The sequence below is a fragment of the Mesorhizobium waimense genome (assembly GCF_003601975.1).
Classification (GTDB): Bacteria; Pseudomonadota; Alphaproteobacteria; order Rhizobiales; family Rhizobiaceae; genus Mesorhizobium; species Mesorhizobium waimense.
This window is the reverse complement of sequence record NZ_QZWZ01000002.1, coordinates 68,176-91,793: the sequence shown is the minus strand read 5'-3', so window position 1 is coordinate 91,793 and position 23,618 is coordinate 68,176. Positions and strand designations below refer to the sequence as shown.

General features: G+C 62.9%; 21 protein-coding genes. 10 read left to right on the top strand and 11 right to left on the bottom strand.

Features of this window, described 5'->3' with window-relative positions:
• Positions 1-73 precede the first annotated feature (73 nt).
• From D3227_RS03060 to D3227_RS03025, 7 genes are all read left to right on the top strand, one after another.
• The gene (locus tag D3227_RS03060) at positions 74-1,102 is read left to right on the top strand and encodes a sulfate ABC transporter substrate-binding protein (protein ID WP_120012405.1); all 1,029 of its coding nucleotides are present in this window, start codon (positions 74-76) and stop codon (positions 1,100-1,102) included.
• Between the two features lie 74 nt (positions 1,103-1,176).
• Positions 1,177-2,028 (top strand): sulfate ABC transporter permease subunit CysT, encoded by an 852-nt coding sequence (gene cysT / locus D3227_RS03055; RefSeq protein WP_120012403.1) that lies wholly within the window; start codon positions 1,177-1,179, stop codon positions 2,026-2,028.
• A complete protein-coding gene (cysW, locus tag D3227_RS03050; RefSeq protein ID WP_120012401.1) occupies positions 2,021-2,905 on the top strand; it encodes a sulfate ABC transporter permease subunit CysW in 885 nt (294 codons plus the stop codon). Before cysT ends, cysW begins: the two co-directional genes overlap by 8 nt.
• A 13-nt stretch (positions 2,906-2,918) precedes the next feature.
• A complete protein-coding gene (locus D3227_RS03045; RefSeq protein WP_120012399.1) occupies positions 2,919-3,959 on the top strand; it encodes a sulfate/molybdate ABC transporter ATP-binding protein in 1,041 nt (346 codons plus the stop codon).
• A gap of 319 nt (positions 3,960-4,278) precedes the next feature.
• Positions 4,279-5,265: a sulfate ABC transporter substrate-binding protein gene (locus tag D3227_RS03035; protein ID WP_120012395.1), complete on the top strand. Its 987-nt coding sequence runs from the start codon at positions 4,279-4,281 to the stop codon at positions 5,263-5,265.
• Positions 5,266-5,514: 249 nt separating this feature from the next.
• Positions 5,515-5,964 (top strand): RrF2 family transcriptional regulator, encoded by a 450-nt coding sequence (locus D3227_RS03030; protein WP_006202816.1) that lies wholly within the window; start codon positions 5,515-5,517, stop codon positions 5,962-5,964.
• Positions 5,965-6,077: 113 nt separating this feature from the next.
• Positions 6,078-7,229, top strand: coding sequence for a hypothetical protein (locus D3227_RS03025; protein ID WP_120012393.1), 1,152 nt, complete (start codon positions 6,078-6,080; stop codon positions 7,227-7,229).
• On the opposite strand, the gene D3227_RS03020 is transcribed toward D3227_RS03025, so the two are convergent.
• From D3227_RS03020 to D3227_RS02990, 7 genes are all read right to left on the bottom strand, one after another.
• Positions 7,224-7,784 (bottom strand): gluconokinase, encoded by a 561-nt coding sequence (locus D3227_RS03020; RefSeq protein WP_120012391.1) that lies wholly within the window; start codon positions 7,782-7,784, stop codon positions 7,224-7,226. The genes D3227_RS03025 and D3227_RS03020 overlap by 6 nt on opposite strands.
• A 3-nt stretch (positions 7,785-7,787) precedes the next feature.
• Positions 7,788-8,774, bottom strand: a complete 987-nt coding sequence (locus D3227_RS03015; protein WP_120012389.1) for an ABC transporter permease — start codon at positions 8,772-8,774, stop codon at positions 7,788-7,790.
• Positions 8,771-9,751 carry an ABC transporter permease gene (locus D3227_RS03010; protein WP_120012387.1) on the bottom strand — a complete coding sequence of 327 codons (981 nt, stop codon included), beginning with the start codon at positions 9,749-9,751 and terminating at the stop codon, positions 8,771-8,773. Before D3227_RS03010 ends, D3227_RS03015 begins: the two co-directional genes overlap by 4 nt.
• Positions 9,748-11,295: a sugar ABC transporter ATP-binding protein gene (locus D3227_RS03005; protein ID WP_120012385.1), complete on the bottom strand. Its 1,548-nt coding sequence runs from the start codon at positions 11,293-11,295 to the stop codon at positions 9,748-9,750. The genes D3227_RS03010 and D3227_RS03005 overlap by 4 nt, the downstream gene beginning before the upstream one ends.
• A 78-nt stretch (positions 11,296-11,373) precedes the next feature.
• On the bottom strand, positions 11,374-12,501 hold the full coding sequence (locus D3227_RS03000) for a sugar ABC transporter substrate-binding protein (protein WP_120012383.1): 1,128 nt from the start codon (positions 12,499-12,501) through the stop codon (positions 11,374-11,376).
• A 305-nt stretch (positions 12,502-12,806) separates the two neighbouring features.
• The gene (gene gntR, locus D3227_RS02995) at positions 12,807-13,835 is read right to left on the bottom strand and encodes an HTH-type transcriptional regulator GntR (RefSeq protein WP_120012381.1); all 1,029 of its coding nucleotides are present in this window, start codon (positions 13,833-13,835) and stop codon (positions 12,807-12,809) included.
• Between the two features lie 151 nt (positions 13,836-13,986).
• A complete protein-coding gene (locus D3227_RS02990) occupies positions 13,987-15,219 on the bottom strand; it encodes an MFS transporter (RefSeq protein WP_167480578.1) in 1,233 nt (410 codons plus the stop codon).
• A gap of 173 nt (positions 15,220-15,392) precedes the next feature.
• On the opposite strand from D3227_RS02990, the gene D3227_RS02985 reads away from it, so the two are divergent.
• A complete protein-coding gene (locus tag D3227_RS02985; RefSeq protein WP_120013028.1) occupies positions 15,393-15,680 on the top strand; it encodes a DUF3175 domain-containing protein in 288 nt (95 codons plus the stop codon).
• 83 nt (positions 15,681-15,763) lie between these two features.
• On the opposite strand, the gene D3227_RS02980 is transcribed toward D3227_RS02985, so the two are convergent.
• Together D3227_RS02980 and D3227_RS02975 are read right to left on the bottom strand one after the other, a co-directional pair.
• Positions 15,764-17,416 (bottom strand): ABC transporter substrate-binding protein, encoded by a 1,653-nt coding sequence (locus D3227_RS02980; protein WP_120012379.1) that lies wholly within the window; start codon positions 17,414-17,416, stop codon positions 15,764-15,766.
• A 153-nt stretch (positions 17,417-17,569) separates the two neighbouring features.
• On the bottom strand, positions 17,570-19,567 hold the full coding sequence (locus tag D3227_RS02975) for an oxidoreductase (RefSeq protein WP_120012377.1): 1,998 nt from the start codon (positions 19,565-19,567) through the stop codon (positions 17,570-17,572).
• Positions 19,568-19,696: 129 nt separating this feature from the next.
• On the opposite strand from D3227_RS02975, the gene D3227_RS02970 reads away from it, so the two are divergent.
• Positions 19,697-20,725 carry an AraC family transcriptional regulator gene (locus D3227_RS02970; protein WP_147377572.1) on the top strand — a complete coding sequence of 343 codons (1,029 nt, stop codon included), beginning with the start codon at positions 19,697-19,699 and terminating at the stop codon, positions 20,723-20,725.
• A gap of 40 nt (positions 20,726-20,765) precedes the next feature.
• On the opposite strand, the gene D3227_RS02965 is transcribed toward D3227_RS02970, so the two are convergent.
• Positions 20,766-21,542, bottom strand: a complete 777-nt coding sequence (locus D3227_RS02965) for a FadR/GntR family transcriptional regulator (protein WP_120012373.1) — start codon at positions 21,540-21,542, stop codon at positions 20,766-20,768.
• Positions 21,543-21,650: 108 nt separating this feature from the next.
• Entirely contained in the window at positions 21,651-22,541 is an 891-nt protein-coding gene (locus D3227_RS02960; RefSeq protein ID WP_120012371.1) for an NAD-dependent epimerase/dehydratase family protein, read from the bottom strand.
• Between D3227_RS02960 and D3227_RS02955 the strand changes: the two genes are divergently transcribed.
• Positions 22,447-23,598: an NAD(P)-dependent oxidoreductase gene (locus tag D3227_RS02955; protein WP_342633987.1), complete on the top strand. Its 1,152-nt coding sequence runs from the start codon at positions 22,447-22,449 to the stop codon at positions 23,596-23,598. The genes D3227_RS02960 and D3227_RS02955 overlap by 95 nt on opposite strands.
• Positions 23,599-23,618: the final 20 nt, after the last annotated feature.

Genomic DNA, 23,618 nt, shown 5'->3' with positions numbered 1-23,618 from the left:
AAAAAAGGCAACGTTGAATGCATCTAATTTCTATCAATTCGGTAGAGTTCGGCCATCATCAACGGAGGCGGAAATGACCAACCCTCATTTCAGGAAACTGCTCGGCGCACTGGTCGCCACATCTGTCCAGTTCGGCACGCTCGGTTTCGCGTTTGCCGACACAACCCTTCTCAACGTGTCCTATGACCCGACACGAGAACTCTACAAGGCCTATGACGAGGCCTTCGCCGCCCATTGGAAGGCCGAAACCGGCGAGACCGTGACCATCCAGCAGTCGCATGGCGGCTCCGGCGCCCAGGCCCGCGCCGTGATCGACGGCCTCGATGCCGATGTGGTGACGCTGGCGCTCGAAGGTGACATCAACGCCATCGTCTCCAAGTCGCAGAAGATCAATCCCGACTGGCGCACGAAATTCGAGAACAACTCCGCCCCCTACACCTCGACCATCATCTTCCTGGTCCGCAAGGGCAACCCGAAGGGCATCCATGACTGGAACGACCTGGTCAAGGAAGGCGTCCAGGTGATCACGCCGAACCCGAAAACCTCGGGCGGCGCGCGCTGGAACTACCTCGCAGCCTGGGCCTATGCCAACGCCAATGATGGCGGCGACGAAGCCAGGACCAAGGAATTCGTCGGCAAGCTCTACTCCAATGTCCCGGTGCTCGACACCGGCGCGCGCGGCTCGACCGTGACCTTCGCGCAAAAGGGCCTCGGCGACGTGCTGATCGCCTGGGAGAACGAAGCCTATCTGGCGCTTGACGAATTCGGCGCCGACAATTTCGACATCGTCTATCCGCCGACCTCGATCCTGGCCGAGCCGCCGGTCGCGGTTGTCGACGCCAATGTCGACGCCAAGAGCACACGCAAGGTCGCGGAGGCCTATCTGGGCTGGCTCTATTCCAAGGAAGGCCAGACGCTGATCGCCAAGAACCACTATCGCCCGGCAAAACCCGACCTGGTGCCGGCGGAAGACCTCGCCAAACTGCCCGCGATCAAGCTTGTCACCATCGACGATCCGCTTTTTGGCGGTTGGAAGAAGGCACAGCCTTACCATTTCGGCGACGGTGGTATATTCGACCAGATCTACAAGCCGGCCCAGTGAGGCGCGGCGGCCGCACGGCCGCGATATCACCGACGGCAATCTGGTCTGAATAAGAAGGGACGAACCAGAATTCCATGACCACAGCACCCGCTCGGGCGGGGTGGCGGTTCAGACAGCCGAGCGTCATTCCGGGTTTCGGATTGACGCTCGGCTTCTCGCTTGCCTACCTCACGCTCATCATCCTCATCCCCCTCTCGGGGCTGGTCTGGCGCTCGGCCGCGCTCGGCTGGACCGATTTCTGGGCGATCGTCGCCGACCGCCGCACCATCAACGCACTCCAAATCAGCTTCGGCACCGCCTTCGCCGCCGCCGCCATCAATGTCGTCTTCGGCACGCTCGTCGCCTGGGTGCTGGTACGCTACCGCTTTCCCGGCCGCCGTATCGTCGATGCCATGGTCGACCTGCCCTTCGCGCTGCCCACGGCAGTCGCCGGCATCGCGCTCACCACGCTCTACGCGCCGAACGGCTGGATCGGCAAATTGCTGATGCCGCTCGGCATCAAGGTCGCCTACACGCCGCTCGGCATCGTCATTGCGCTGGTCTTCATCGGCCTGCCCTTCGTCGTGCGCACAGTGCAGCCGATCATGGAGGAAATCGACAAGGAGGTGGAGGAAGCCGCCGCAACGCTTGGCGCCAGCCGTTTCCAGATTATCACCCGCATCCTGTTTCCCGGCCTGGCGCCGGCAATCGTCACCGGCTTCTCGCTGGCCTTTGCGCGCGGCGTCGGTGAATACGGCTCCGTCATCTTCATCGCCGGCAATCTGCCGTTCAAGTCGGAGATCGCGCCGTTGCTGATCGTCATTCGGCTGGAGGAGTACAACTACCCTGCGGCGACCGCGATCGCCGCGATCATGCTGGCGCTGTCGTTCCTGATGCTGCTCGTCGTCAATCTGGTGCAGTCGTGGAGCCGCAAACGCTATGGCTGACCCCGAGATCAAATCCTACGAGCCGCATCACGAAAGCCAATCGGCGGCGGTGACGGAAAGCCGGCCGGTGCGGGCGGTGCTGATGGCCGTGGCCTTCGCCTTCCTCGGCGTCTTCCTGGTCCTGCCGCTGATCGTCGTCTTCAACGAAGCTCTGGCAAAGGGCGTCGGTGCCTACACGGAGGCGCTGGCCAGCCCCGACACGCGCTCGGCGATCCGCCTGACGCTGCTGGTGGCGGCGATCTCGGTGCCGCTCAACATCGTCTTCGGCATCTCGGCCGCCTGGGCGATCGCCAAGTTCGAGTTCAAGGGCAAGGCCTTCCTGACCACGCTCATCGACCTGCCCTTCTCGGTCTCGCCGGTCATTTCCGGCCTGGTCTATGTGCTGCTGTTCGGCGCTCAAGGGTTGCTCGGCGCCTGGCTGAAGGCACATGGCATCGTCATCCTGTTTGCCGTGCCCGGCATCGTGCTCGCCACCGTCTTCGTCACCTTCCCCTTCGTCGCCCGCGAGCTGATCCCGCTGATGCAGGAACAGGGCAATGGTGACGAGGAGGCGGCGCTTTCGCTTGGCGCCAATGGCTGGCAGACCTTCTGGTACGTGACGTTGCCCAACGTCAAATGGGGATTGCTCTACGGCGTACTGCTGTGCAATGCCCGCGCCATGGGCGAGTTCGGCGCGGTGTCGGTGGTGTCTGGACATATACGCGGCCTGACCAACACCATGCCGCTGCATGTCGAAATCCTCTACAACGAGTACAATGCCGTCGGCGCCTTTGCCGTGGCTTCGCTGCTTGCTGGCCTTGCGCTGGTCACGCTGGTCTTGAAAACACTTCTCGAGATGCGCTACGGCGCCGAGATCGCCGCGACGCGCGGACACTGACAGAGGGATTTGCATGGAAGTTCGCGTTGCCAACGTGCGCAAGGAGTTTGACCGGTTTCCGGCCCTCCACGACGTATCGCTCGACATCAAGTCCGGCGAGCTGATCGCGTTGCTCGGGCCATCCGGTTCCGGCAAGACCACCCTGCTCCGGCTGATCGCCGGACTGGAGCGGCCGACCAAGGGGGCCATCTTCTTCGGCGACGAGGATGCCTCGCAGAAGTCGATCCAAGAGCGCAATGTCGGCTTCGTCTTCCAGCACTATGCACTGTTCCGGCATATGACGGTCGCCGACAATATCGGCTTCGGCCTGAAAGTCCGGCACGGGCCGTCGCGCCCGCCGGCTCAGGAGATCCGCCGACGCGCGTCGGAACTTCTCGATCTCGTCCAGTTGTCGGGGCTGGAGAAGCGCTATCCGGCGCAGCTTTCAGGCGGCCAGCGCCAGCGCGTGGCTCTCGCCCGCGCCATGGCGATCGAACCCAAGGTGCTGTTGCTCGACGAGCCCTTCGGCGCGCTAGACGCCCAGGTGCGCCGGGAACTGCGCCGCTGGCTGCGCGATATCCATGACGCCACCGGCCACACCACGGTGTTCGTTACCCACGACCAGGAAGAGGCGCTGGAGCTTGCCGACCGTGTGGTGGTGATGAGCCAGGGCCGCATCGAGCAGGTCGGCACCGCCGACGAGATCTACGACACGCCGAACTCGCCATTCGTTTATGGCTTTATCGGCGAATCTAGTTCGCTTCCCGTCAAGGTCGAGAACGGCGATATCTGGCTCGCCGACCGTCCGATCGGGCTGTCGGCGCCACATGCGGCGTCCGGTGAAGCGATGCTGTACTTCCGTCCGCACGATGTCGAACTGCTCGACGGCTGCAGCGGTTGCATCGCCGGCACCGTCGCTGCCAGCCGCCGCGTCGCCGACACAAGGCGGGTGGAACTCGAAATCGGCGGCGAGCGCCAGCGGGTCGAGATCGAACTGCCCGTCGATCATCCGGCGGCGCAGAAGAGCCGCGTAGCGTTCAGGCCGCGGCGCTGGAAGCTCTTTCCGGCTGCTTAGGCCGACGCCGGGAGTTCTCCGCCGAGCAGCAAGGCGGCCGCTGTGGTGGCCGGATGCCGGTTTGGCTCTGCTTGAAAGAAAATCCTACCAAGCGGCTGTTTCGGCGATATTCTTTCCGGCTGCTGCACCAGGGCCCTGATCGCATGTCTCGTCGTGGCGGGCTCTTCGCGGCTATGCTTGCGTCCGAGCAATTCCAGGAAAAGTGCGTAGCGGTTTTCCGTCCGGGAATTGCGCAAAAACAAACACCAAGAGCGGGTCGGCGATTCTATCAAAAGCTGAACCGCTCTGGTCCCAGGACATTCTCAAGGAGCTTGTTTTCATGAAGCGACTTTTGCTTGGCGCCGCAGCGCTTGCCGCACTCGTTCTCGCATCCTCCCAGGCCTGGTCGGCCGACAGACTACTGAATGCCTCCTACGACGTCGGCCGCGAACTGTTCGCCGACGTCAACAAGGCCTTCATCGCCGGGCATCCGGGCGTGAGCATCGACCAGTCGCATGCCGGCACCTCCGCCCAGGCCCGCGCCATCGCCGAAGGGCTGGAGGCTGATGTGGTCACTTTCAACCAGGTCATCGATGTCGATTTCCTGGTCAAGAAGGGCCTCGTCTCCGCCGACTGGCAGAAGGATTTCCCCGACAACGCCTCGCCCTTCTATTCGCTGCCGTCCTTCCTGGTGCGCGCCGGCAATCCCAAGCACATCAAGGACTGGAACGATCTCGTGCGCGACGACGTCCAGGTGATCTTCCCCAATCCAAAGACTTCGGGCAACGCGCGCTACACCTATCTCGCCGCCACCGCCTACGCCAAGGAAGCCTTCAAGGGCGACGACGCCAAGGTAAAGGAGTTCGTCACCAAGCTGTTCAACAACGTACCAATCTTCGACACCGGCGGCCGCGCCGCCACCACCACCTTCGTGCAGCGCGAGATCGGCGACGTGCTGATCACCTTCGAGTCGGAAACGCGCGGCATCCGTAAGGAGTATGGTGACGACAAATTCGAACAGGTCACGCCTTCGGTCAGCCTGCTGGCGGAGTTCCCGGTGGCCATCGTCGACAAGGTCACCGACGAGCACGGCACGCGCGATCTCGCCAAGAGCTATCTCGACTTCCTCTATACGCCCGAAGGACAGGACATCGCCGCCCGCAACGGGCTGCGAGCCCGCGATGCCGCTGTCGCTGCCAGGTACAAGGCCGAATTCCCCGATGTACGCTTGCTGACGGTGGACGAGGTCTTCGGCGGCTGGGCCAAGGTGCAGGCCGAGCACTTTGCCGCCGGCGGCCTGCTCGACCAGGTCTACGGCAGCCGCTAACCTTTTTTGCCTCATGAACTAGGCACGAAAGCCGGCTTGGCCGGCTTTCTTCGTTTCATGCGCCGGCAATCCGTTCCGGCTAAATCCAGGCATCATCTGTGAAAAACATTACAAAGCATCAACGCGTTTGTGCCTAACGTGCCGCCGGGCGGATTGTTTCGCGAAACAGCTTCGCGGCCAAAACGTCATGATTTACACACAAACAACCGCCAGATGCGGGTGGTTGGGGCTTTATGGGTTGATCAGGGCATGCTGACGAAAAAAGGCAAATACGGCCTCAAGGCCCTCGTGCATCTTTCCGGCCTGCCGGTTGGCCAGCTTGCCTTCGTCAACGACATCGCCGTCGCCAACAACATCCCGAAGAAATTCCTCGACGCCATTCTGGGCGAACTGCGCAATGCCGGCTTCGTCCAGAGCCGCAAGGGCAAGGAAGGCGGCTATCGCCTCGCCCGGCCGGCCTCCGAAATCAAGATCGGCCATGTCGTGCGCGTCCTCGACGGACCGCTGGCGCCGATCCCTTGCGCCAGCCGCACCCAGTACCAGCGCTGCGAGGACTGCGACGAGGCGACCTGCCAGGTCCGGCACATGATGCTGGAGGTACGCCAGGCAATCGCCGAGGTGCTGGACAACCGCAGCCTCGCCGCCATGCGCGACGCCGACAATGACGATTTCCCGGTCGAGCTGACCTCGCAGATTTAGCGAAGTTCCACATCATCACCTGTTCGGCTCCGGCCGGCACCCAATTGCGTCACCGCTGCGGACGCAGTAGAGGCTTTTGGGCGCAACCCAGGAACAGGCGAGACACCGATCGGATGAAGCTGCCGTGGTTCGGAAAATCCCGCAGGGCCAACCGCGCACCATCCGCCGCCAGCTACCACACTGAAATAATCGCCGACGTGCTCGTCCCGGAGCGCGGCGAACCGGTGCGGTTCTTCAGCCGCAAGCTGGTCAGGCCCGGTAAGCTGCGCCGTTTCTCGAACCGGGACTTTCGCGAGAGCCTGCTGCTGGGCTTCTATCTCGGTGTTGCCGCGGTGCTGCCGGTCGCCTGGTGGACATCAATCTGCGGCTGGACTTCGAAGCTCCGGTTGAAGCGGCACCTCCGCAAGGACTTTTCGCGCTACGCAGCCGCGGTCCGCGCGGTGCTTGGCAGCGGCATCGACGCGGAAACGCTGTTCCGGGGCCTGCTTGCCGCCACCCATCGCCGGCAACTGCTGCTTGCCGCGCATCTGACCGGCTGGGGCTGGTCGCCGGCGATCCGTCTGGAGGGGCTTGACGGCCTGGTTGCTGCACTGAAGCGCGGCCGCGGCGCCATCATCTGGTGCGATCAGTTCACCGCCCAGACTATCATCGGCAAGCGGGCGCTGCACGAGGCCGGCGTCGAAGCCCACCATGTGAGCGTCGATTTCCACGGCTTCTCGGACACGATCTTCGGCTTGCGCTTCCTGAACCGGCTGCTGGTCGTGGCGGAGAACCGCTTCCTGAAGAGCCGGGTCGTTTTCGAACGCGGCGACGCCTATCAGGTGACCGTGCGCATGCAAAGGATCCTGAGGGAAAACGGCATTGTCCTGATGACCAACACCATCCACGCCGGCACGACATTCACCGAGGCCGGTATCGGGGAAAGCGGCTGGGCCCATCTGGCCTCGGCGCCGGCAAATTTCGCCGCCAGGGGCGGCACGGCGCTGTTTGCGATGTCGACCTTCGAGATCGTCCCCTTCCGCGAATACCGAGCGGTCATCAGTCCCGAACTCGTGGCGGCGCAGAAGCCGGCATCGGCCGTGCCCGCGACGAGGGACATGGCGGCAAAGAACCTGGAGTTGCAGGCACGCTACATACTGCTCAAGCGCGACCGTTTCCTGGAAGCGCTGAAGCTGCATCCCGAGCAGATGATGGCATGGTCCGCCGCCCCGAGGCTCACCGAGCGCTCGGACGACGTGGCGGAAAGCGAGACCGGGACCTCATAAGGTCTTGCCATCCAGCAGGCCGACGGTCCTGATGACGATGTCAGAGATGCGGCCGGTGCCGTCGAGAGTCAGGGCGCGTTCATCCGGCGCCGGCGCCTCCAGGATGGCGAACTGGCTGTCGACCAGGCTTGCCGGCATGAAATGTCCCTTGCGGTCGGCGACACGTTGCCTGGCAGTTTCGCGGTCGATCTCCAGATAGACGAAAACGATGCCGTCGCAAAAACCGCGCAGCCGATCGCGATAGCTGCGCTTCAGCGCCGAGCAGGCGGCGACGACACTTTGTCCGCCGGCGACGGAGGTGGCGATGCGCTGGCCGATGGCGTCGAGCCAGCCTGCGCGCAGTTGATCGGTAAGCGGCTTGCCGCTCGCCATCAGGGCGACATTTTCGGGCGGATGCAGCCTGTCGCCTTCGACGAACACAGCTCCCAGGGCCTCGGCCAGGGCCTCGCCGACTGCCGACTTGCCGCAGCCGGCGACCCCCATCACCACGATGGCCGACACCTGCCGGGCTTCGTCTGCTCGCGCCGGTGCCGGCTGTGTTGCCTTCTCGTCCACGGGTCAGCGGCTTGCAGGCGCGCGGCCGTAGAGCAGCAGCATGGCGACGATGACGACACCATAGATGATCTGCCGCCCCGCCTCCGGCATCTGCAAGACCGATAGAATAGACTGCAGCAGCGTGATCAGGATGACGCCGGCCACGGTGCCGAGATAGGAACCGCGCCCGCCAAGGATCGAGGTGCCACCGAGCACCACCGCGGCGATCGACGGCAGCAGATAGGCATCGCCCATCGATTGCGCCGCCTTCGAAGCATAGCCGGCCAGCAGAACGCCGCCGAAAGCAGAGAGGCCGCCGGAAACAGCGAAGGCGATCATCACCACGCGCCTGGTGTCGACGCCGGAAAGATAAGCGGCGCGCTCACGGTTGCCGATGCCGTAGACGCTGCGGCCAAAGCTGGTGCGGGTCAGCACGAAGACTGTTGCCGCACCGATAAGCGCCCAGATGACGACGGCGTTGGGCACGCCCGGAATGGTAAAGCCGGTCGCCAGATAGCGCATCGCGGGGGTCGCTGAATCTTGCGGCGAGAACCCGCCCGTGTAGACCACCATCAGCCCTTGCGCGACGGCGTTGGTGGCTAAAGTGATGATCATCGAGGGAATGCGCAGGTAAGCGACACCAATGCCGTTGACGGTGCCTATCAGCACGCCGCACAGAATGCCGAACGGGATCGCCAGCGCCACGCCGACTGGCCCGAAGGCAGCCACCGCACTGGCCATCATGGCGCCGACCGCCACCGACCATGGCACTGAAAGGTCGATCTGGCCAAGCAGGATGACCAGCATCATGCCGGTGGCGATGACGCCAAGGAACGAAGCCACCTTGAGCTGCTGCAGCAGATATTCCGGCGACAGGAAGCTGCGCGAATAAAGGCTGCCGAGAAACAGCAAAAGCACGATGCAGGCAAAGGCGGTAACGACGGCCGGGTCGGCGCGGCGGATGAATTTGGGCATACGGTTGGCGATGCCGTTCATCGTCGTCTCGCTCACAGGAACCACTCCAGCCGGTTGCGGACTCTGAAAAGGGCAAAGGCGCCGAGGCTGACGGCGATCAAAAGGATAACGCCCTGGAACAGCGGCTGCCAGAGCGGATCGAAATCGAAGACGAAGAGCAGGTCGCCGATGGTGCGGAAGGCCAGCGCGCCGAAGATCGCGCCGATGGCGCTGCCCTTGCCGCCGAACAGCGAAACGCCGCCGAGCACCACGGCGGCGATCGAAAACAGCGTGTAGGCGTTGCCGCTGGCATAGGCGGCATCGCCTGTATAGGTGAAGAAGGTCAGGAACAGCCCACCGATCGCTGCCAGCAGCCCGGCAAGCGCATAGGCGGCGAACTTGCCACGCCGGATCGGCACCCCGGACATGTAGGCCGCCGTTTCCGACGAGCCGGCGGCGTAAGCCGCACGACCGAGCACCGAGCGGCTGAATGGCACCCAGACGACAAGCACGACGGCGAGCAGCACCACCAGGCTCGCCGGCACGGCGCCGAACAGGCGCCCGGTCAGCGCGTCGGCAAGATCCTCATTGACCGAACCGCCCGGAAACGGCCTGAGCAGCAGCGCGAGGCCGAAATAGACGGCGCCTGTGGCGATGGTGGCGACGATCGGCTGCAGGCGCCCATAGATGACGATGGCGCCGTTGATCGCTCCGCACAACAGCCCGGTACCGAGCACGGCGACGACCCCGAAAGCAGTCTCGATGCCGGTGCCGATGACCAGCCAGGACGCCAGGCAATTGGTCAGCGTGAAGATCATGCCGACCGAAAGGTCGATGCCGGCGGTGACCACCACCAGCGTCTGCGCCATGGCGACGAAGGCGAGCAGCACGCCCTTGTTCGAGGCCGTCTGCACGACATTGGCGGTGAAGCCCGCGGGATGGTTCGCCGTGTAGATGAAGAACATGACGATGAAGATGCCGAAAGCCAGCAACGTTCCGCGCTGTTCGGCAAGCCAGTAACGCCAGTCTTTCACGCGTCCGCTCCTTGTGTTGGGCCGGCGTTCTCGCCGTGGATGTTGAGCGCGCTTGATATCAGCGCCCGCTCGGTGAGCTCGACGCCAACCAACTCGCGTTTGACAGCGCCGTCATAGAGCACCAGCACCCGGTCACAGCAGCCGATCAGCTCGTCATAGTCGGTCGAATAGAACAGGATCGCAGCACCCGCATCGGCAAGCTTGCGCATCAGTTGATAGAGTTCCTGCTTGGTGCCGACATCGATGCCGCGCGTCGGATCGTTGAGCAGGATGATACGCGGCTGCCGCATCAGCCATTTGGCGATGACGACCTTCTGCTGGTTGCCGCCGGACAGCGCCCCGACCGGAATGTCGAGGCCGGCCGTCCTGATCGCCAGCAATCCCACCATGTCGTCGATGAGCCGCTGTTCGGCAGCGCGGTCGATAACGCCGGCCTTGGACAGCCGGTCGAGTGCGGCGAAGGAGAGGTTCTCGCGCACCGTCATCGGCAGCATCAGGCCTTCGGTCTTGCGATCCTCCGGGATCAGCGCCATGCCGATCCGGTCGTCGCGCGCCGCGGCCGGGCTGGCGATCGCCACCGGTCTGCCGTCGATCAGTATCTGGCCGGAAAGGCCGCGCAGCACGCCGAAGAAGGCAAGCAGCAGCTCCCGCTGACCCTGGCCGTCGAGCCCGCCGAGACCGACGACCTCTCCTGCCCCGACCGTGAGCGAGACATTATCGAGTCGATCGACCCAGGACAGTTTTCGCGCTTCCAGAACCGGAGGAGCGGCTGAAGCAGCGCGGGCCGGTTTCGGCGGAAAGATATGGCTGTATTCGCGGCCGATCATCAGCTCGACGACCTCGTTGTCGCTCTTCGAACCGGCCGTATAGGAGGCGACATTGCGACCGTTGCGGAACACCGTGCACTGGTCGGCAAGCTCGGCAATCTCGTTCATCCGGTGCGAGATGTAGAGCAGCGCCAGCCCCTCCCTCCGCAGCCGCTTCAGCACGCTGAATATCTTGGCGACGTCAGCCCCAGCGAGCGCCGAAGTCGCCTCGTCGAGGATCAGGATGCGCGGCTTCCTGGCCAGAGCCTTGGCGATCTCGACCATCTGCCGTCTTGAAAGTGGAAGGTCCTTGACCAGCGCCAACGGGTGGATGTCGGAGGCGCCGGCGCGGGCAAGGGCTTCTTCCGCGATGCGCCGCTGCGCCTTGCGGTCGATCATGCCGAAGCGCGTCGGCGGATCGGAAATGACGATGTTGTCGGCGACGCTGAGTTCGGGAACCAGCGACAATTCCTGGAAAATGCAGACGATGCCCGCCTTGTTGGCCGCCGCCGGCGAGGCGAAGGTCACCTCGCTTCCGTCCAGCGTCATGCGGCCCTCGTCGGGTGCGACGACGCCGGCCATGACCTTGATCAGCGTCGATTTGCCGGCGCCGTTCTCGCCGAGGATGGCGTGGATGCTGCCTGATGTGACCAAAAGCTCGGCCTTCTCCAGCGCCCGCACGCCGCCATAGCGCTTGGAAATGCCTTCCATGCGAAAGAGCGGAACCGCACCGTCCATCGGCCCTCCGAGGCAGCTTTACGATTGAGATGACAAGCCATCGGCGCTGCGGGAGATCCGCAGCGCCGAGTGTGCAGTCTATTGGTCCGCCTTGGTCTGACCCATGATTTCCTGCGCGGTGAAATTGATGCCGCAGGTCGGGAAGGCATTGCCGACGAAGAAATTATCGGACTGGTCGGGGAAGTAGTCCTGGCCTTCCTTGAAGTTCGGATCCTCGACGATGGCCAACGGCAGCTTGACCGATTGCGGCACGACCTGACCCTCGAGCGCGGCGATCGCCGTCTTGATGGCAACCGCCACCTGGGCGGGACCGGTGCCGGCCGAAGAGCATTTCAGCCCGTCGGCGGCATGCTTCGCGCAGAACTTTCGGAAGCCGTTCTCGGTTTCGCCGCCGAACGGCACGAAAGCATGCTTGGCATCGATCATCGCCTGCACGATGCCGGTATCGCCGCCCTGGCCGGTGATGCCGACGAAGGGACCGTTGGTGGCGATGGCGTCGGCCGTGACCTTCTGCGCCGTCGGATCATCCCACTTGCCGGCGACTTCGGTGACGTCCCATTTCTTGCCCGAAGCGGCGAGGACCTCATGGATACCATTGTGGCGGTCGGTATCGACTGACGTGCCGGCAACACCGCGCACTTCAAGTATCTTGCCGCCATCAGGTATATGGCTGATCAGCCACTTGGCCCACAACTCGCCAAGTCCCTTCTGGTCGACATTGACGTTGATGGCGTCCTTGGTGTCGAGGATGTTGTCGAAGGCCACCAACACGACGCCGGCTTCCTTGGCGCGCTTGATGACCGGCCCGAATGCCGTCGGGTTCTGTGCATTGACGACAATGGCGTCATAGCCGGAATCGATGAAGTTGTTGATCGCCGAAATCTGCGCCGGCACATCCTCGCCGGTCGATACGACCTTGAATTCCTTCAATTTCGCCGCGACGTCCTTTTGTGCGGCATAGGCCTTTGCCGTCTGGATCATCTGGATGCGCCAGGTGTTGGCGATGTAGCCATTGGCGAGCGCGATGCGGTAGGGGCCGTCCTTCTTGGGGAACTTGAAGAACTGCGTGTCGGCCGCCCATGGCGCGAAACAGTCCGGCTCGGCGGCCGGTCCCTTGACGACTTCAGGGCCTGCGGCCATCGCCGACGAACTCAACATGACGAATGCAGTGGCGGCAACGATGCCACCAACGAGTGACTTGATCATCGATATTCCTCCCAGTTGCAGTTCTTGTTGGTAAGTGTCGTGACGTCTCGCGCCTGACTTGGCCAAGGCACCTCCCGCCTTGCCAACCGCGCCTTCCGGGTGGCCGCATGCCGACCCGATCCCCTCCTCCGTCGCCGCTCAGGCGAGCGCAAAAACTATCATATTATACATAATAAACAAGCTTAAGCTGTCGCTTATATATAATAAACAGTCTTTGACTTTGCTTCGAGGTTTCGTGCAAAGAGGATGGTAGCGCTACCAGTAAGTTGTGTAAACCGGCATTCGCACAGTCGCTTCTGCGTGTTTCAACGCGCGGTGCTCTCGCGCCGCTTGAGCTCGAAACCGAGGTCGACGATCCGCTGTTCCGGCCTTTTTCCCGAGATCGCCGCCAGTGCCATGGCAACCGCGCGACGGCCGATTTCGTAGCGGGGCGTCCGGATGCTGGTGATCGACGGAAACGCCGACTGCATCATGTCGAGATCGTTGAAGCCGGTGATGCCGATGGTCTTCGGCACCGCGATGGCGGCACGGTGACACTCGAACAGCACGCCGAGAGCGATGTCGTCATTGTTGCAGAAAACCCCCTCGAGCGTCGGCATTTTGGCCAGCGCGTCGCGAAACAGTTCGCGGCCGAGCGGTACGCTGGAAGGCACCGGCGTGGTTGTCACCAGCCGAGGATCGAACAGGCCGGCTGTCTCCATCGCCGCGCGATAGCCGGCCAGTCGCCGCTGCGAGCGCGGGTCCATGCGCGCGCCGATGAAGCCGATCCGGCGGTAACCCGCTTCGATCATGTGCTCCGTTGCGGCGCGGCCGCCATCGAGATGCGAGAAGCCGACCAGCATGTCGACCGGATCGGACCCGGTCTCCATCACCTGCACGACCGGACAGCCGGCCGTCTCGAGCAATCTGCGCGATGTCGGCGTCTGGTCGATGCCCGCTACGATCAGCGCCGCCGGTCGCTGCGGGCCGAACACCTGCAGCAGGCGCTCCTCCTCGAGGCCGGAATAGTGGGTGTGGCCGAGCTGGATGCGGAACGGACTGTCCGACAGGCTGTCGTAGATGCCGCGCACCACCTCGGCAAAGACGTTGTTGGTCAGTGACGGCACCAGCACGCCGAACACCTCGGCGCGTGCCGAGGCGAGAGCGCGCGCATTGGGGTCGGGCACATAGCCGAGCTCGTCGACGGCAGCCTGGATCTGGCGGCGCAGATCCTCCGAGACGCGCCCCGGTTCGCGCAGCGCCCGCGATACGGTGATGGCGCCGACACCGGCCTTGCGCGCCACATCGGCGATGGTCGGCCGGCCGCCGCCACGGCGCGAGCGCGGTTTGCTCACGGCCTCGTTCCCGGCAGCATTACCCTTGTCGCCATGTCCATTCCGGCTTCCCTCGCCACGCCGTGTCAGCTTGGCGTCGCGCAGCCCTTGCCCATTGTCAAGCCAATGGTCCGGCTGGGCGACTGGGATATCGAGCCTGTCGGCGTCAGCCTCAGGCCATCGCCACCTCGCTGCGCTGCGCCTTCCACATGAGGAGCAAAATCGCCGCCAAGTTCACCAGGTTCCAGGCAATGCCGTTCAAGAAGGCGGCGGCATAGGAGCCGGTAAGGTCATAGATCCAGCCCGACGTCCAGCCGCCGACCGCCATACCGAAGATGGTCGCCATCATGACGATGCCGACGCGCTGGCCGGCTTCTTTCGCCGGCATGTAGTCGCGCACGATGATCGCATAGCATGGCACGATGCCGCCCTGCGACAGGCCGAAGACCAGCGAGACAACGTAGAGCGAGGCAAGCCCGTCGAAGGGGATGTAGAACAGCAGCGACAGGCATTGCAGCACGGAGCCGATCAGCAGCGTCTTTACCGCACCGAAGCGATCGGCGAGGAAGCCGGATGCGAGCCGGCTGACCACGCCGGCCGCCAGCATGATCGACAGCATATCGGCGCCATGCGCCACGCCATAGCCGAGATCCATGCAATAGGCGACGATATGGACCTGCGGCATCGACATCGCCATGCAGCAGCCGAAACCGGCGATGACCAGCAGCACCTGCAAGGCCGCCGGCGACAGCGAGATCGGCCGGACCGGCCGGCTGCCGGGCGAGCCGGGCGCAGCTTCGCGGGGCGCGCCGCGCCTCAGCATCAGCACCAGCGGCACCATGGTGGCGAGGCAGACGACGCCGATCGCGGCATAGGTGAAGCGCCAGCCTTCTTCCTTCATGAGCATCGGCATGACGAACGGCCAGATCGCCCCGGCGAGGTAGTTGCCCGAAGCAGCCGCCGTCACCGCGACGCCGCGGCGGCGGTTGAACCAATGCGAGATGTCGGCGATCAGCGGGCCGAAGATCGCCGACGTGCCGACGCCGATCAACAGCCCCTGGACAAGGGTGAACTGAAGGATCGATGTGGTCAGCGACGCCAAAAGGAAACCGGAGCCGAGCGCAATCGCCGCTATCAGCGCGGGGATCCAGTAGCCCATGCGGTCGATGGCGCGTCCGACAAGGACATTGCCGGCGGCGAAGCCGACCATGGTCGCGGTGTAGGGCACCGACGCGGCTGCTCGGTCGACGCCGAATTCAGCCTGCACGGCGGGCAGCACCACGACCACCGCCCACATGCCGACACCGCCGATCGTCGACAGCAGCATCGAAATGCCGAGCCGGGTCCATGCATAGGCGCTGTCGATGCCAGGGCTGCTCGTCTGGCTGGAGACGATTGGGGTCAAGGCGTTTCCTGTCCGCGGTGCTGCAGATCGACCGGTTCCGCGCCACTATCGGCGCATTCGCCTCTGCGAGCAGCGCCACGACGGGCAATTCCGTGACGCCAGGGATGCGGCTTCAGCGATTGCGGAACCCGCCACACCGCCTGACGTTTCCCGACACGGAAGGAGTTCCTGTCATGACCGCGAAAAGAAAATGGTCGGCCCAAGTGACCGAGCACAGCGATGCAATGGATCTCGAGGAGCATGTCTTCGAATCCGACGATGCCAAGAAGATCGCGGCCTCGCTCAAGCGATCGGCCGAGCACAGCAACCGCCGCAAGGCCGAGCCGTTCCAGTCCGCCTTGTCGATGCTGAATTTCTACATCAACCGCGCCGGCAAGAACCTGCCGCAGGAGCGCCGGGAGGTGCTGGAGGAGGCGAAGGACGAGTTGCGCGCCGCGTTCGGGCGGCCAAAACAGGACTAAATTTTGCGGCTGCGAAATTTTCCTTCCGAAGGAAGGGCATTTCGCAGCCGCCACTTGGCCTTTAAGGCAAGGATGCCAAAGGGTCAGGCCTGTTCCAGCCAGACCTTCTGCAGATCTATCTGGAATGTTGGGTGGATGGCGTAGTTCTTCACCTTCTCACTCATGTGATTGTAGAGCTTCTGCCAATAGGGCTGGATGATGATCCCCGAGTCCTGAATGATGGCCTCGACGTCCTTCATCACCTCACGGCGTTTTTCGGGGGCGCTCACCGACAGAGCCTCCTGGAGCTTCTTGTCGAACTCCGGATTGGAGTAGCCTGTCTCGTTCCAGGCCTCGCCACTACGATAGGCCAGCGCCAGAACCTGAACTCCAAGAGGGCGCATGTACCAAACCGTCAAGGAGTAAGGATACTTCGTCCAGTCGTTCCAGAAGGTCGAGCCAGGCAGCACCGTGCGCTTGACCTTGATGCCCGCTTCGCGAAGCTGGGCGGCGATCGCATCACCGGTGCCCTTGTTCCAATCATCGTCCACGGTGATCAACTCGTGCTCGAAATCCGCTTGGCCGGCCTCGGCCATGAGTTTCTTGGCCCCTTCCACGTCGCGCGTTTTCTGAGGCAGGGGGTAGTATTCCGGATGAATTGGGCTGACATGATGATTTTCGCCCACCGTGCCGAGCCCGGCATAGCCGAGTTGAAGCACAACGTTGTTGTCGACTGCCATCTGGAGCGCGTTGCGCACCCGCTTGTCGTCGTAGGGCTTTTGCGTGACGTTGGTGCGCGCAACAAGCGTAGTCGCTGTCTGGATCTCTGTTTTCTTAAGTCCAAGGCCGTCCAGGATCTCGACATAGTCCGCCCCGGTTTCATTGTTGAGATCGACCTCACCCGCCTCGAAAGCGTTCACCATTGCGTTTGGATCGGTACCGTAGTCGATGAACTCGACCCCATCGAGCAGCGCCTCTCCACCCCACCACTTGCCGCTCTCGCGCCGCTTGACGACTGCCTTTTGGCCAACATCGTAGGAGACAAGCTCGAATGCACCCGTACCAATCGGTTTCGTGGCCGGGTCGGCGCCATCTGCGTCAAAATTGCGGTGCACGATCAAGGCAGGATAATCGGTAAGATTGGCGATGATCGCGATATCCGAAGAGCCCAGCGAAAGCTTGACCGTGTAGTCGTCGACCTTGGTGACGCCGCCCTCGCGCGCCTTACCGGTGTTCTGGTCGATCAAGCTGTTGACGCGTGCCGCCATGGAATTGCCTGGCGCCTTCTTGTCGCACCACCGGTTGAAATTGTAGACGACATCGTCGGCATTGAACGCGTCGCCATTGTTCCAGGCTACGCCCTTGCGGACATGGAGCAGGTATTCGGTGGCATCGCCGTTGACTTCCCAGCTCTCCAGAAGGACCGGCTCGAAGGTGAATTCGCGGGTATATTTGACCAGCGGCTCCAGCCAGGTGCGGCTGATATTGGCCATCTCGACCCAATCATAGGTACGCGGATCCTTCTGTTGCTTCACGACCATGGCAACGCGAAGCGTTCCGCCCTTCTTGCCTTCCTCGGCAAAGGCGGGGACCGGCACAGCCAGGCCAACCATGCCGTAGGCCAGCGCAGTCGATGCGCCGAAGGTGCTGGCCATCGCGAGGAACTCGCGCCGGTCCATAAGGCCCTCGCGAACGTCCTTGGCCATGCTCGTGACTGCTTCCGGTACGCGGGTTCCACCGCTTCTGAAAAACTTCATTTTGGATCTCCCATTGTTTGTGTCTAACGCATTGCCCAACCAACCGTTGAACCCCGGGATTTCCCGCCCGGGTCTCGGAAATCAGGACCACTGCACGAAAGCCGCGCCTGGTCGGCCAAGGATCTGGTCTGCCATTTGGCAGTTGGCAGCAGTCTAGATAGACTGGCCGAGCACCCTCCCTTCGTAGATTGCCGCCACAGCTAGCCGAGGCGCCAAGGCGTCGCCGATTATTTTCGGCATCAGTGCGGGTACCTGCTCGGCGAGATCGTCCAGCACCCATGTGTCCGAGACGTTGGTGGTCGCAAGGACGAGGGTATCGGCCCTGATCACGGTTTCGGTCCCATCGAGATGGCACCTGACTGTGGCGCCGTCGCCGTGCCATTCCTTGACCACCGCGTCTGTTATCCAGCCACCGCCCGCAGTCTTCAGCCGGGCTCGCGCAACGCCGTCGCTTTCCGTTCGCTGCAGGTAACGGCCGAGGACGGGCCATGCCGTGACAACCGTCACACTGTGTCCGCGTGCTGCGATTTCGAGGGCCGTGCCTAGCCCGCGCCAGTCGCCCGTGTCGTCGATGAGAAGGACATGGTCGCCCAACCGCGCCGTCCTCGTCATCACGTCCTCGACGGACCAGACATTCGGCAAATCCACCCCTGGCAGACGATCCTGCCCCGGCAAACCGCGCTGGAAGCCTGTCCCGGCAGGTTGCGAACCGGTCGCGATGACGATTTCATCGACGTCGTGCCCGGCGATCTCCGCAGCGTCGAGCGGCGCGTTGAGCAGCACCCGTACGCCCAGCCTGGTCAACTGCTGTTCGTACCAATCGATCAATTCCAGTATCTGCGACCGGCGCGGCTGCATGCCGGCCAGCCTGAATTGTCCGCCGAGCTGCGAGGCGGCTTCTGCGAGCGTCACGCTATGGCCGCGCTCGGCCGCGACGCGAGCCGCTTCGAGTCCGGCCGGTCCGCCTCCTACCACCAGCACGCGCTTCGGCGTCCTGGCCGGGATGAAGGTGTCGCCTCCCCATTCGAATTCACGGCCCGCCGACGGATTGACGAGGCACGAGATCCAGTAATCCCTCGAGCGTCTTCCCCAGCACATTTGATTGCAGGAGATGCAGCCCCGGACCTCGGTGTCACGGCCGCCCGCCACTTTCTTGACCCAGTACGGATCCGCGATCTGGCCTCGCACGATACTGACCATGTCCGCCTGTCGCGACGATATGACCTCATTTGCGTTCTCGGGCGTTCGGATGTGGCTCTCTGCCTGGACGCGTATGTGCTTGCAGACCTCCTTCAGCGCCTGCGCATGGGGCGCGCCGAGTTTGTCGGCGAAGAGAAACGTGGGCATGACCGAGGAGTGATCGAAATAGCTGCCAGTGCCGCAAGTGATGTAGTCGATCAGAGCGCGCGTATCGTGGTACGCGGCGATTTCCTGGAGAAGTTCGGTACCCATTCCGACGTCAACCGAGGTATCGATGCTTGAGGCGAGCCCGATAATGAATTCATCTCCCGCAGCCGCACGGATGCGCGAGGTGATCTCGGTCGAGAACCGCATCCTGTTTTCGAACGAGCCGCCCCATCGATCGTCGCGGCGGTTTGACCAGGGCAGCCAGAACTGCTCGATGAGCGAGTTGTAGGGGCCGAACAGCTCCACCCCGTCGAAGCCGCACGCCTTCGCCCGGACAGCCGCGCGAACGAAGCTCTCGATTATCTCCTCGATCTCGGCTTCCCGCATGCGGTGACTGCCGTCTCCGTCGTGGTAGGACGGAAGCCCGGAGGGGGACCAGTTCGCGCTGTACGAATTGTCGAAATCGCCGTGCTGTCCGACATGATAGAGCTGGTGGACCATGACCGCTCCCTCGGCTTTGCAGGCCTCGGTAATCGCCCTGAATCCGGGTATTACGGCGTCATCGTCATGGCGGAAATTGCCTCGCGTCAGACGGGCGGTCTGATGAACCGGCATCGGCTCGACCACGATCATCGCTGCGCCCCCTCGGGCGCGTTCCCGATAGTAACCCAAGTGGCGCGAGCCGGGCAGTCCATCCTCTGCCATGTTCGCGGTGTGCGCACCGAAATTTATGCGATTGCGCAGCGTCTTGTGGCGCAATTGGAGCGGCTCAAGAATCCTATGAAAGGCCGGCTTCGCAGTCATTCTCAGGCTGTCCGGTATCGTGGACACAGCTTAGGCATGACTAATATTAGCGGCGCACGACACGGGAGGATTGTGATTCCGGCTCATTTTTCATAACATTTGAATCGGGAGGCGGATCGGGAGCGCGCGTTGACATCTACGCTGAGGGTGCCAAACCGAACGGCCCTTCCTTACCTCCGCGTCGGCTTGATCCTTTGTCCGAGCTTCACGCTGACGCCGATGGCCAGCTTTGTCGACGCTCTTCGACTTGCCGCGGACAAGCAGGACCATAGCCGCCAGGTCTATTTCGCCTGGGATTTCATCTCGGCGGGGCCGTCACCCGTGCGCGCCAGCTGCGGACTGGAAATGACGCCGGCAGGGAACCTGGACGATCCCGAGGCGTACGATTGCATCGCGGTATGCGGCGGATTGATACCTGACCTTGCAGGCATTCATCCGGCGACGTTTGAGTATCTTCGTGCCGTGAACGCCCGCGGAATCCCTCTTGTCGGTCTATGCACGGGCAGCTTCGTCCTGGCCCAGGCAGGGCTGCTGGAGCATCGCGAATGCGCTTTGCATTTCGATACCTTGGGCGAGTTCCTGAGCAGGTTCCCAAACAGCAATCCCGCGACGAGCCAGAATTATGTCATCGATGGCAACATCATCACATGTCCGGGCAGCATCGTCGCCATCGACATCGCGGCGTTCCTGATCGCGCGATACAGTGATGCGGCCCGAGCCCGGAAAGCACTGAACTATCTTCTCTTCAAACCCGAAGAATCTCGGATCGTCCTCAAGGCGAAGCCCTACGAGGAAGCCCTTGGCAGCGCCGCGCGGCTGACGGTGGAGGCCGTTAAGGCGATGGAGACCCGCATCGATTCGCCATGTTCGATCGAGGATCTGGCGCTATCGCTGAACACCACAAAAAATACGATTGAACCGCGCTTTCCATGCAGACCTGCAGATGGCCCCTGCAGCGTTCTGGCGACAGATTCGCTTGATGGCGGCGCGCGAACTCCTGAACAGTCGGCGGCGCAGCGTGACCGAAATCGCCTACGAAACAGGTTTCAGCGACACCGCGCATTTCTGCAGCGCATTCAAGAAGCACTATTCGATGACTCCTCGGGAGTTCGGGCGAATTATGCAGAAAGATGCTGTAGGATCAGGCGACTAGAGTGAGGCAGCGACTACTCGAACCTTACTCGCGACGATCTCGCACCTATCTCGACTTGATGACGTCGTCGGTGTTGGCGAGCAGCTTGCGCACCGCGGCGCGCGCCGCATCCGGCCGCTGCAGGCGGATATTCTTCTCGATCGCCTCATGCAGCTTCTGTGCGTGCTGCAGATCGTCCAGTTCGCGCGTCGTATAGGCGAACAGATGATCGAACGCCGATTCGATCAGCACGCCGAGCGGCACCAAGAGGTCGTTGCCGGAAGCCCTCAATATGGCGAGATGGAAGCGCGTGTCGGCGCGCGTGCGCTCCTGCAGGCTGGGGGCTTCGCCCATCTCCCGGCAGGCCTGGCTGATCTCGGCCATCTGCTCGTCGGTGCGCCGCATCGCGGCGTAGGCGGTCGCCTCCGGCTCGATGATGTGGCGGAATTCCTGCACCGTCTTCAGGAACACTTCGCGGTCGGGCGAAGTCGCGTACCAGGCGAGCACGTCTCGGTCGAGCAGGTTCCAGCGCTCCTTCGGCTCGACCCAGCTGCCGATCTTGGGGCGCGAGGCCAGAAGGCTCTTTGCCATCAGCATTTTGATCGCCTCGCGCACCGCCGAGCGGCTGACGTCGAAGGTTTCCGACCATTTGGCTTCGTTGGGCAGGATGGTGCCCGGCGGATAGTCGCCGCGCACGATCCGAAGTCCGATCTCGCTGGCCAAAGAGGCATGCACGCTGGAGCCCGGAATACGCGCCGCATCGGCCCGCCGAACGGCAGCCGGACGCTCGGCGGATGCCGCCTTGGCCGGTGTTTTCTCGTTGTTCGGCTTCCCGTCCCGCATGTGGTTCACAAAGTCTGGATTTCGAAAGCTGTCAAGCCGCCGACAGGCGCCGGAGCACAATGCGGGCGGCTGTGCACAGATCAGTCCGGTATCATGGCCCGGCCGGGCCTATTTGACGTATTTGCGCCAGCTATGTTCGGGGCGGAAGCCGAGCATGTCGCGCGCCTTGCGGTTGGAAAGCAGCGTCTCGTATTCGCCGAGTTCGGCCTTGACCGGCACGTTGGGGTAGAAGCGCTGCAAAAGCTCCGCGGTCGGCAGATCGGACGAGGTGTCGTCATTGGCGGCGTTGAACACCTGATAGCCGAGTCCGTCCTTCTCGATGGCGCGCAAGGTGATTTGGCCAAGGTCGCGCGCGTCGACATAGCTCCAGGCGATGCGCTTGCGGAAGCCCGGATCGGCGAACCATTTCGGGAACAGCGAATATTCATGCGGCTCGATGACGTTGCCGATGCGCAAGGCGTAGATGTCGGTGCCGTTGCGCTGCGCGAACGCGCGCGCCGTCTGCTCGTTGACGACCTTGGACAGCGCATAGCTGTCCATCGGATCAACGTCGTACGCCTCGTCGAGCGGGAAATATTTAGGGTCGCGCGGCTCGTTGGCGAACACCACGCCATAGGTCGTCTCGCTGGAGGCGATCACCACCTTGCGGATGCCGAGCTTCACCGCCGCCTCGATGACATTGTAGGTGCCGAGTGCGTTGATGCGGAACACCTCGTTGTCGGTCGTGATCATGATGCGCGGAATGGCGGCGAAATGCACCACGGCATCGACCGGCTGCGGACGCAGCGACGGATCGAACTCGTGCAGGCCCGTATAGCTGGACAGCGCGTTGAACACCTGGCCGCTGTCGGTGATGTCGGTGATTAAAGTGCGCACCTTGGGGTTGTCGAGCGGCTTGGTGTCGATGTTGAGCACCTGGCAGCCATGCTCGACAAGATATTGCACGACATGGCGTCCAGCCTTGCCGCTGCCGCCGGTGAACATGATCCGCTTCGTCATTTTGCTCTCCACATTGCTCGGGAATTATGTGTATTGTCAGACAATATTGCATTCTGCAACCGCATGCGGCAAGAACGACGGCGCCATTATCGATAATTTCCAGACAGGACGAAACGACATGAGCACGACTGCCGCCCGCGAGAAGATCGGTTTCATCGGCCTTGGCTTGATGGGGCACGGCATCGCCAAGAACATCGTCGACAAGGGCTATGCGCTGACGTTCCTCGGCCGCAAGAACCGCAAGCCGGCGGAGGATCTGCTAGGCCGGGGTGCTGCGGAAGCGGCGACGTCGAGCGAGGTCGCCGCCGCATCCGACATCGTCTTCATCTGCGTCACCGGCTCGCGCGAAGTCGAGGCCATCATCCGCGGTCCCGGCGGGCTCAAGGAAAGCCTGAAGAAAGGCTCCGTCGTCGTCGATTGCTCGACGTCGGATCCGGTTTCCACGATAGCCCTTGCCGCCGAACTCGAGGCGCTCGGCGTCGACTATGTCGACGCACCGCTCAGCCGCACGCCGAAGGAGGCCTGGGAAGGCACGCTCGACACAATGGTCGGCGCCTCCGATGCGCTCTTCGCCCGGCTGAAGCCGGTGCTCGAAACCTGGGCCGGGCGCATCGTCCATATCGGCGGCACCGGCGACGGCCACCGCATGAAATTGCTCAACAACTTCATTTCGCTGGGCTACGCTGCGATTTATTCTGAAGCGCTCGCCCTGGCCGAAAAGGTCGGCATCTCGCCGCCGCGTTTCGACAGTGTCATCCGCAACGGCCGCATGGATTGCGGCTTCTACCAGACCTTCATGCGCTGGACGCTCGAGGGCGATCGCGACGCCCATAAATTCTCCATCGCCAATGCCTTCAAGGATCTCACCTATCTCGAATCGATGGCGGGTGCTGCTGGCATCGCCAACCCGCTCGGCAACGCCACCAAGAACTCCTTCGCCGGCGCCTTCGCCGCAGGCCCTGCGGAACAGTTCGTGCCGATGCTGGCGACGCATGTCGCCAAGGTCAACGGCGTCGACCTGATGCCGTCGAAGAGCGGCAAGAAGCAGACGATCTGAGGCTCCTCGATATCGCGAGC

Excerpts from the sequence above, each read along its gene's own strand:
- D3227_RS03060 (WP_120012405.1), top strand. The coding sequence starts at position 74 with ATGACCAACCCTCATTTCAGGAAACTGCTCGGCGCACTGGTCGCCACA.
- cysT (WP_120012403.1), top strand. The coding sequence starts at position 1,177 with ATGACCACAGCACCCGCTCGGGCGGGGTGGCGGTTCAGACAGCCGAGC.
- cysW (WP_120012401.1), top strand. The coding sequence starts at position 2,021 with ATGGCTGACCCCGAGATCAAATCCTACGAGCCGCATCACGAAAGCCAA.
- D3227_RS03045 (WP_120012399.1), top strand. The coding sequence starts at position 2,919 with ATGGAAGTTCGCGTTGCCAACGTGCGCAAGGAGTTTGACCGGTTTCCG.
- D3227_RS03035 (WP_120012395.1), top strand. The coding sequence starts at position 4,279 with ATGAAGCGACTTTTGCTTGGCGCCGCAGCGCTTGCCGCACTCGTTCTC.
- D3227_RS03030 (WP_006202816.1), top strand. The coding sequence starts at position 5,515 with ATGCTGACGAAAAAAGGCAAATACGGCCTCAAGGCCCTCGTGCATCTT.
- D3227_RS03025 (WP_120012393.1), top strand. The coding sequence starts at position 6,078 with ATGAAGCTGCCGTGGTTCGGAAAATCCCGCAGGGCCAACCGCGCACCA.
- D3227_RS03005 (WP_120012385.1), bottom strand. The coding sequence starts at position 11,295 with ATGGACGGTGCGGTTCCGCTCTTTCGCATGGAAGGCATTTCCAAGCGC.
- D3227_RS03000 (WP_120012383.1), bottom strand. The coding sequence starts at position 12,501 with ATGATCAAGTCACTCGTTGGTGGCATCGTTGCCGCCACTGCATTCGTC.
- D3227_RS02985 (WP_120013028.1), top strand. The coding sequence starts at position 15,393 with ATGACCGCGAAAAGAAAATGGTCGGCCCAAGTGACCGAGCACAGCGAT.
- D3227_RS02980 (WP_120012379.1), bottom strand. The coding sequence starts at position 17,416 with ATGAAGTTTTTCAGAAGCGGTGGAACCCGCGTACCGGAAGCAGTCACG.
- D3227_RS02975 (WP_120012377.1), bottom strand. The coding sequence starts at position 19,567 with ATGACTGCGAAGCCGGCCTTTCATAGGATTCTTGAGCCGCTCCAATTG.
- D3227_RS02965 (WP_120012373.1), bottom strand. The coding sequence starts at position 21,542 with ATGCGGGACGGGAAGCCGAACAACGAGAAAACACCGGCCAAGGCGGCA.
- D3227_RS02955 (WP_342633987.1), top strand. The coding sequence starts at position 22,447 with ATGTTGAGCACCTGGCAGCCATGCTCGACAAGATATTGCACGACATGG.
- D3227_RS02960 (WP_120012371.1), bottom strand. The coding sequence starts at position 22,541 with ATGACGAAGCGGATCATGTTCACCGGCGGCAGCGGCAAGGCTGGACGC.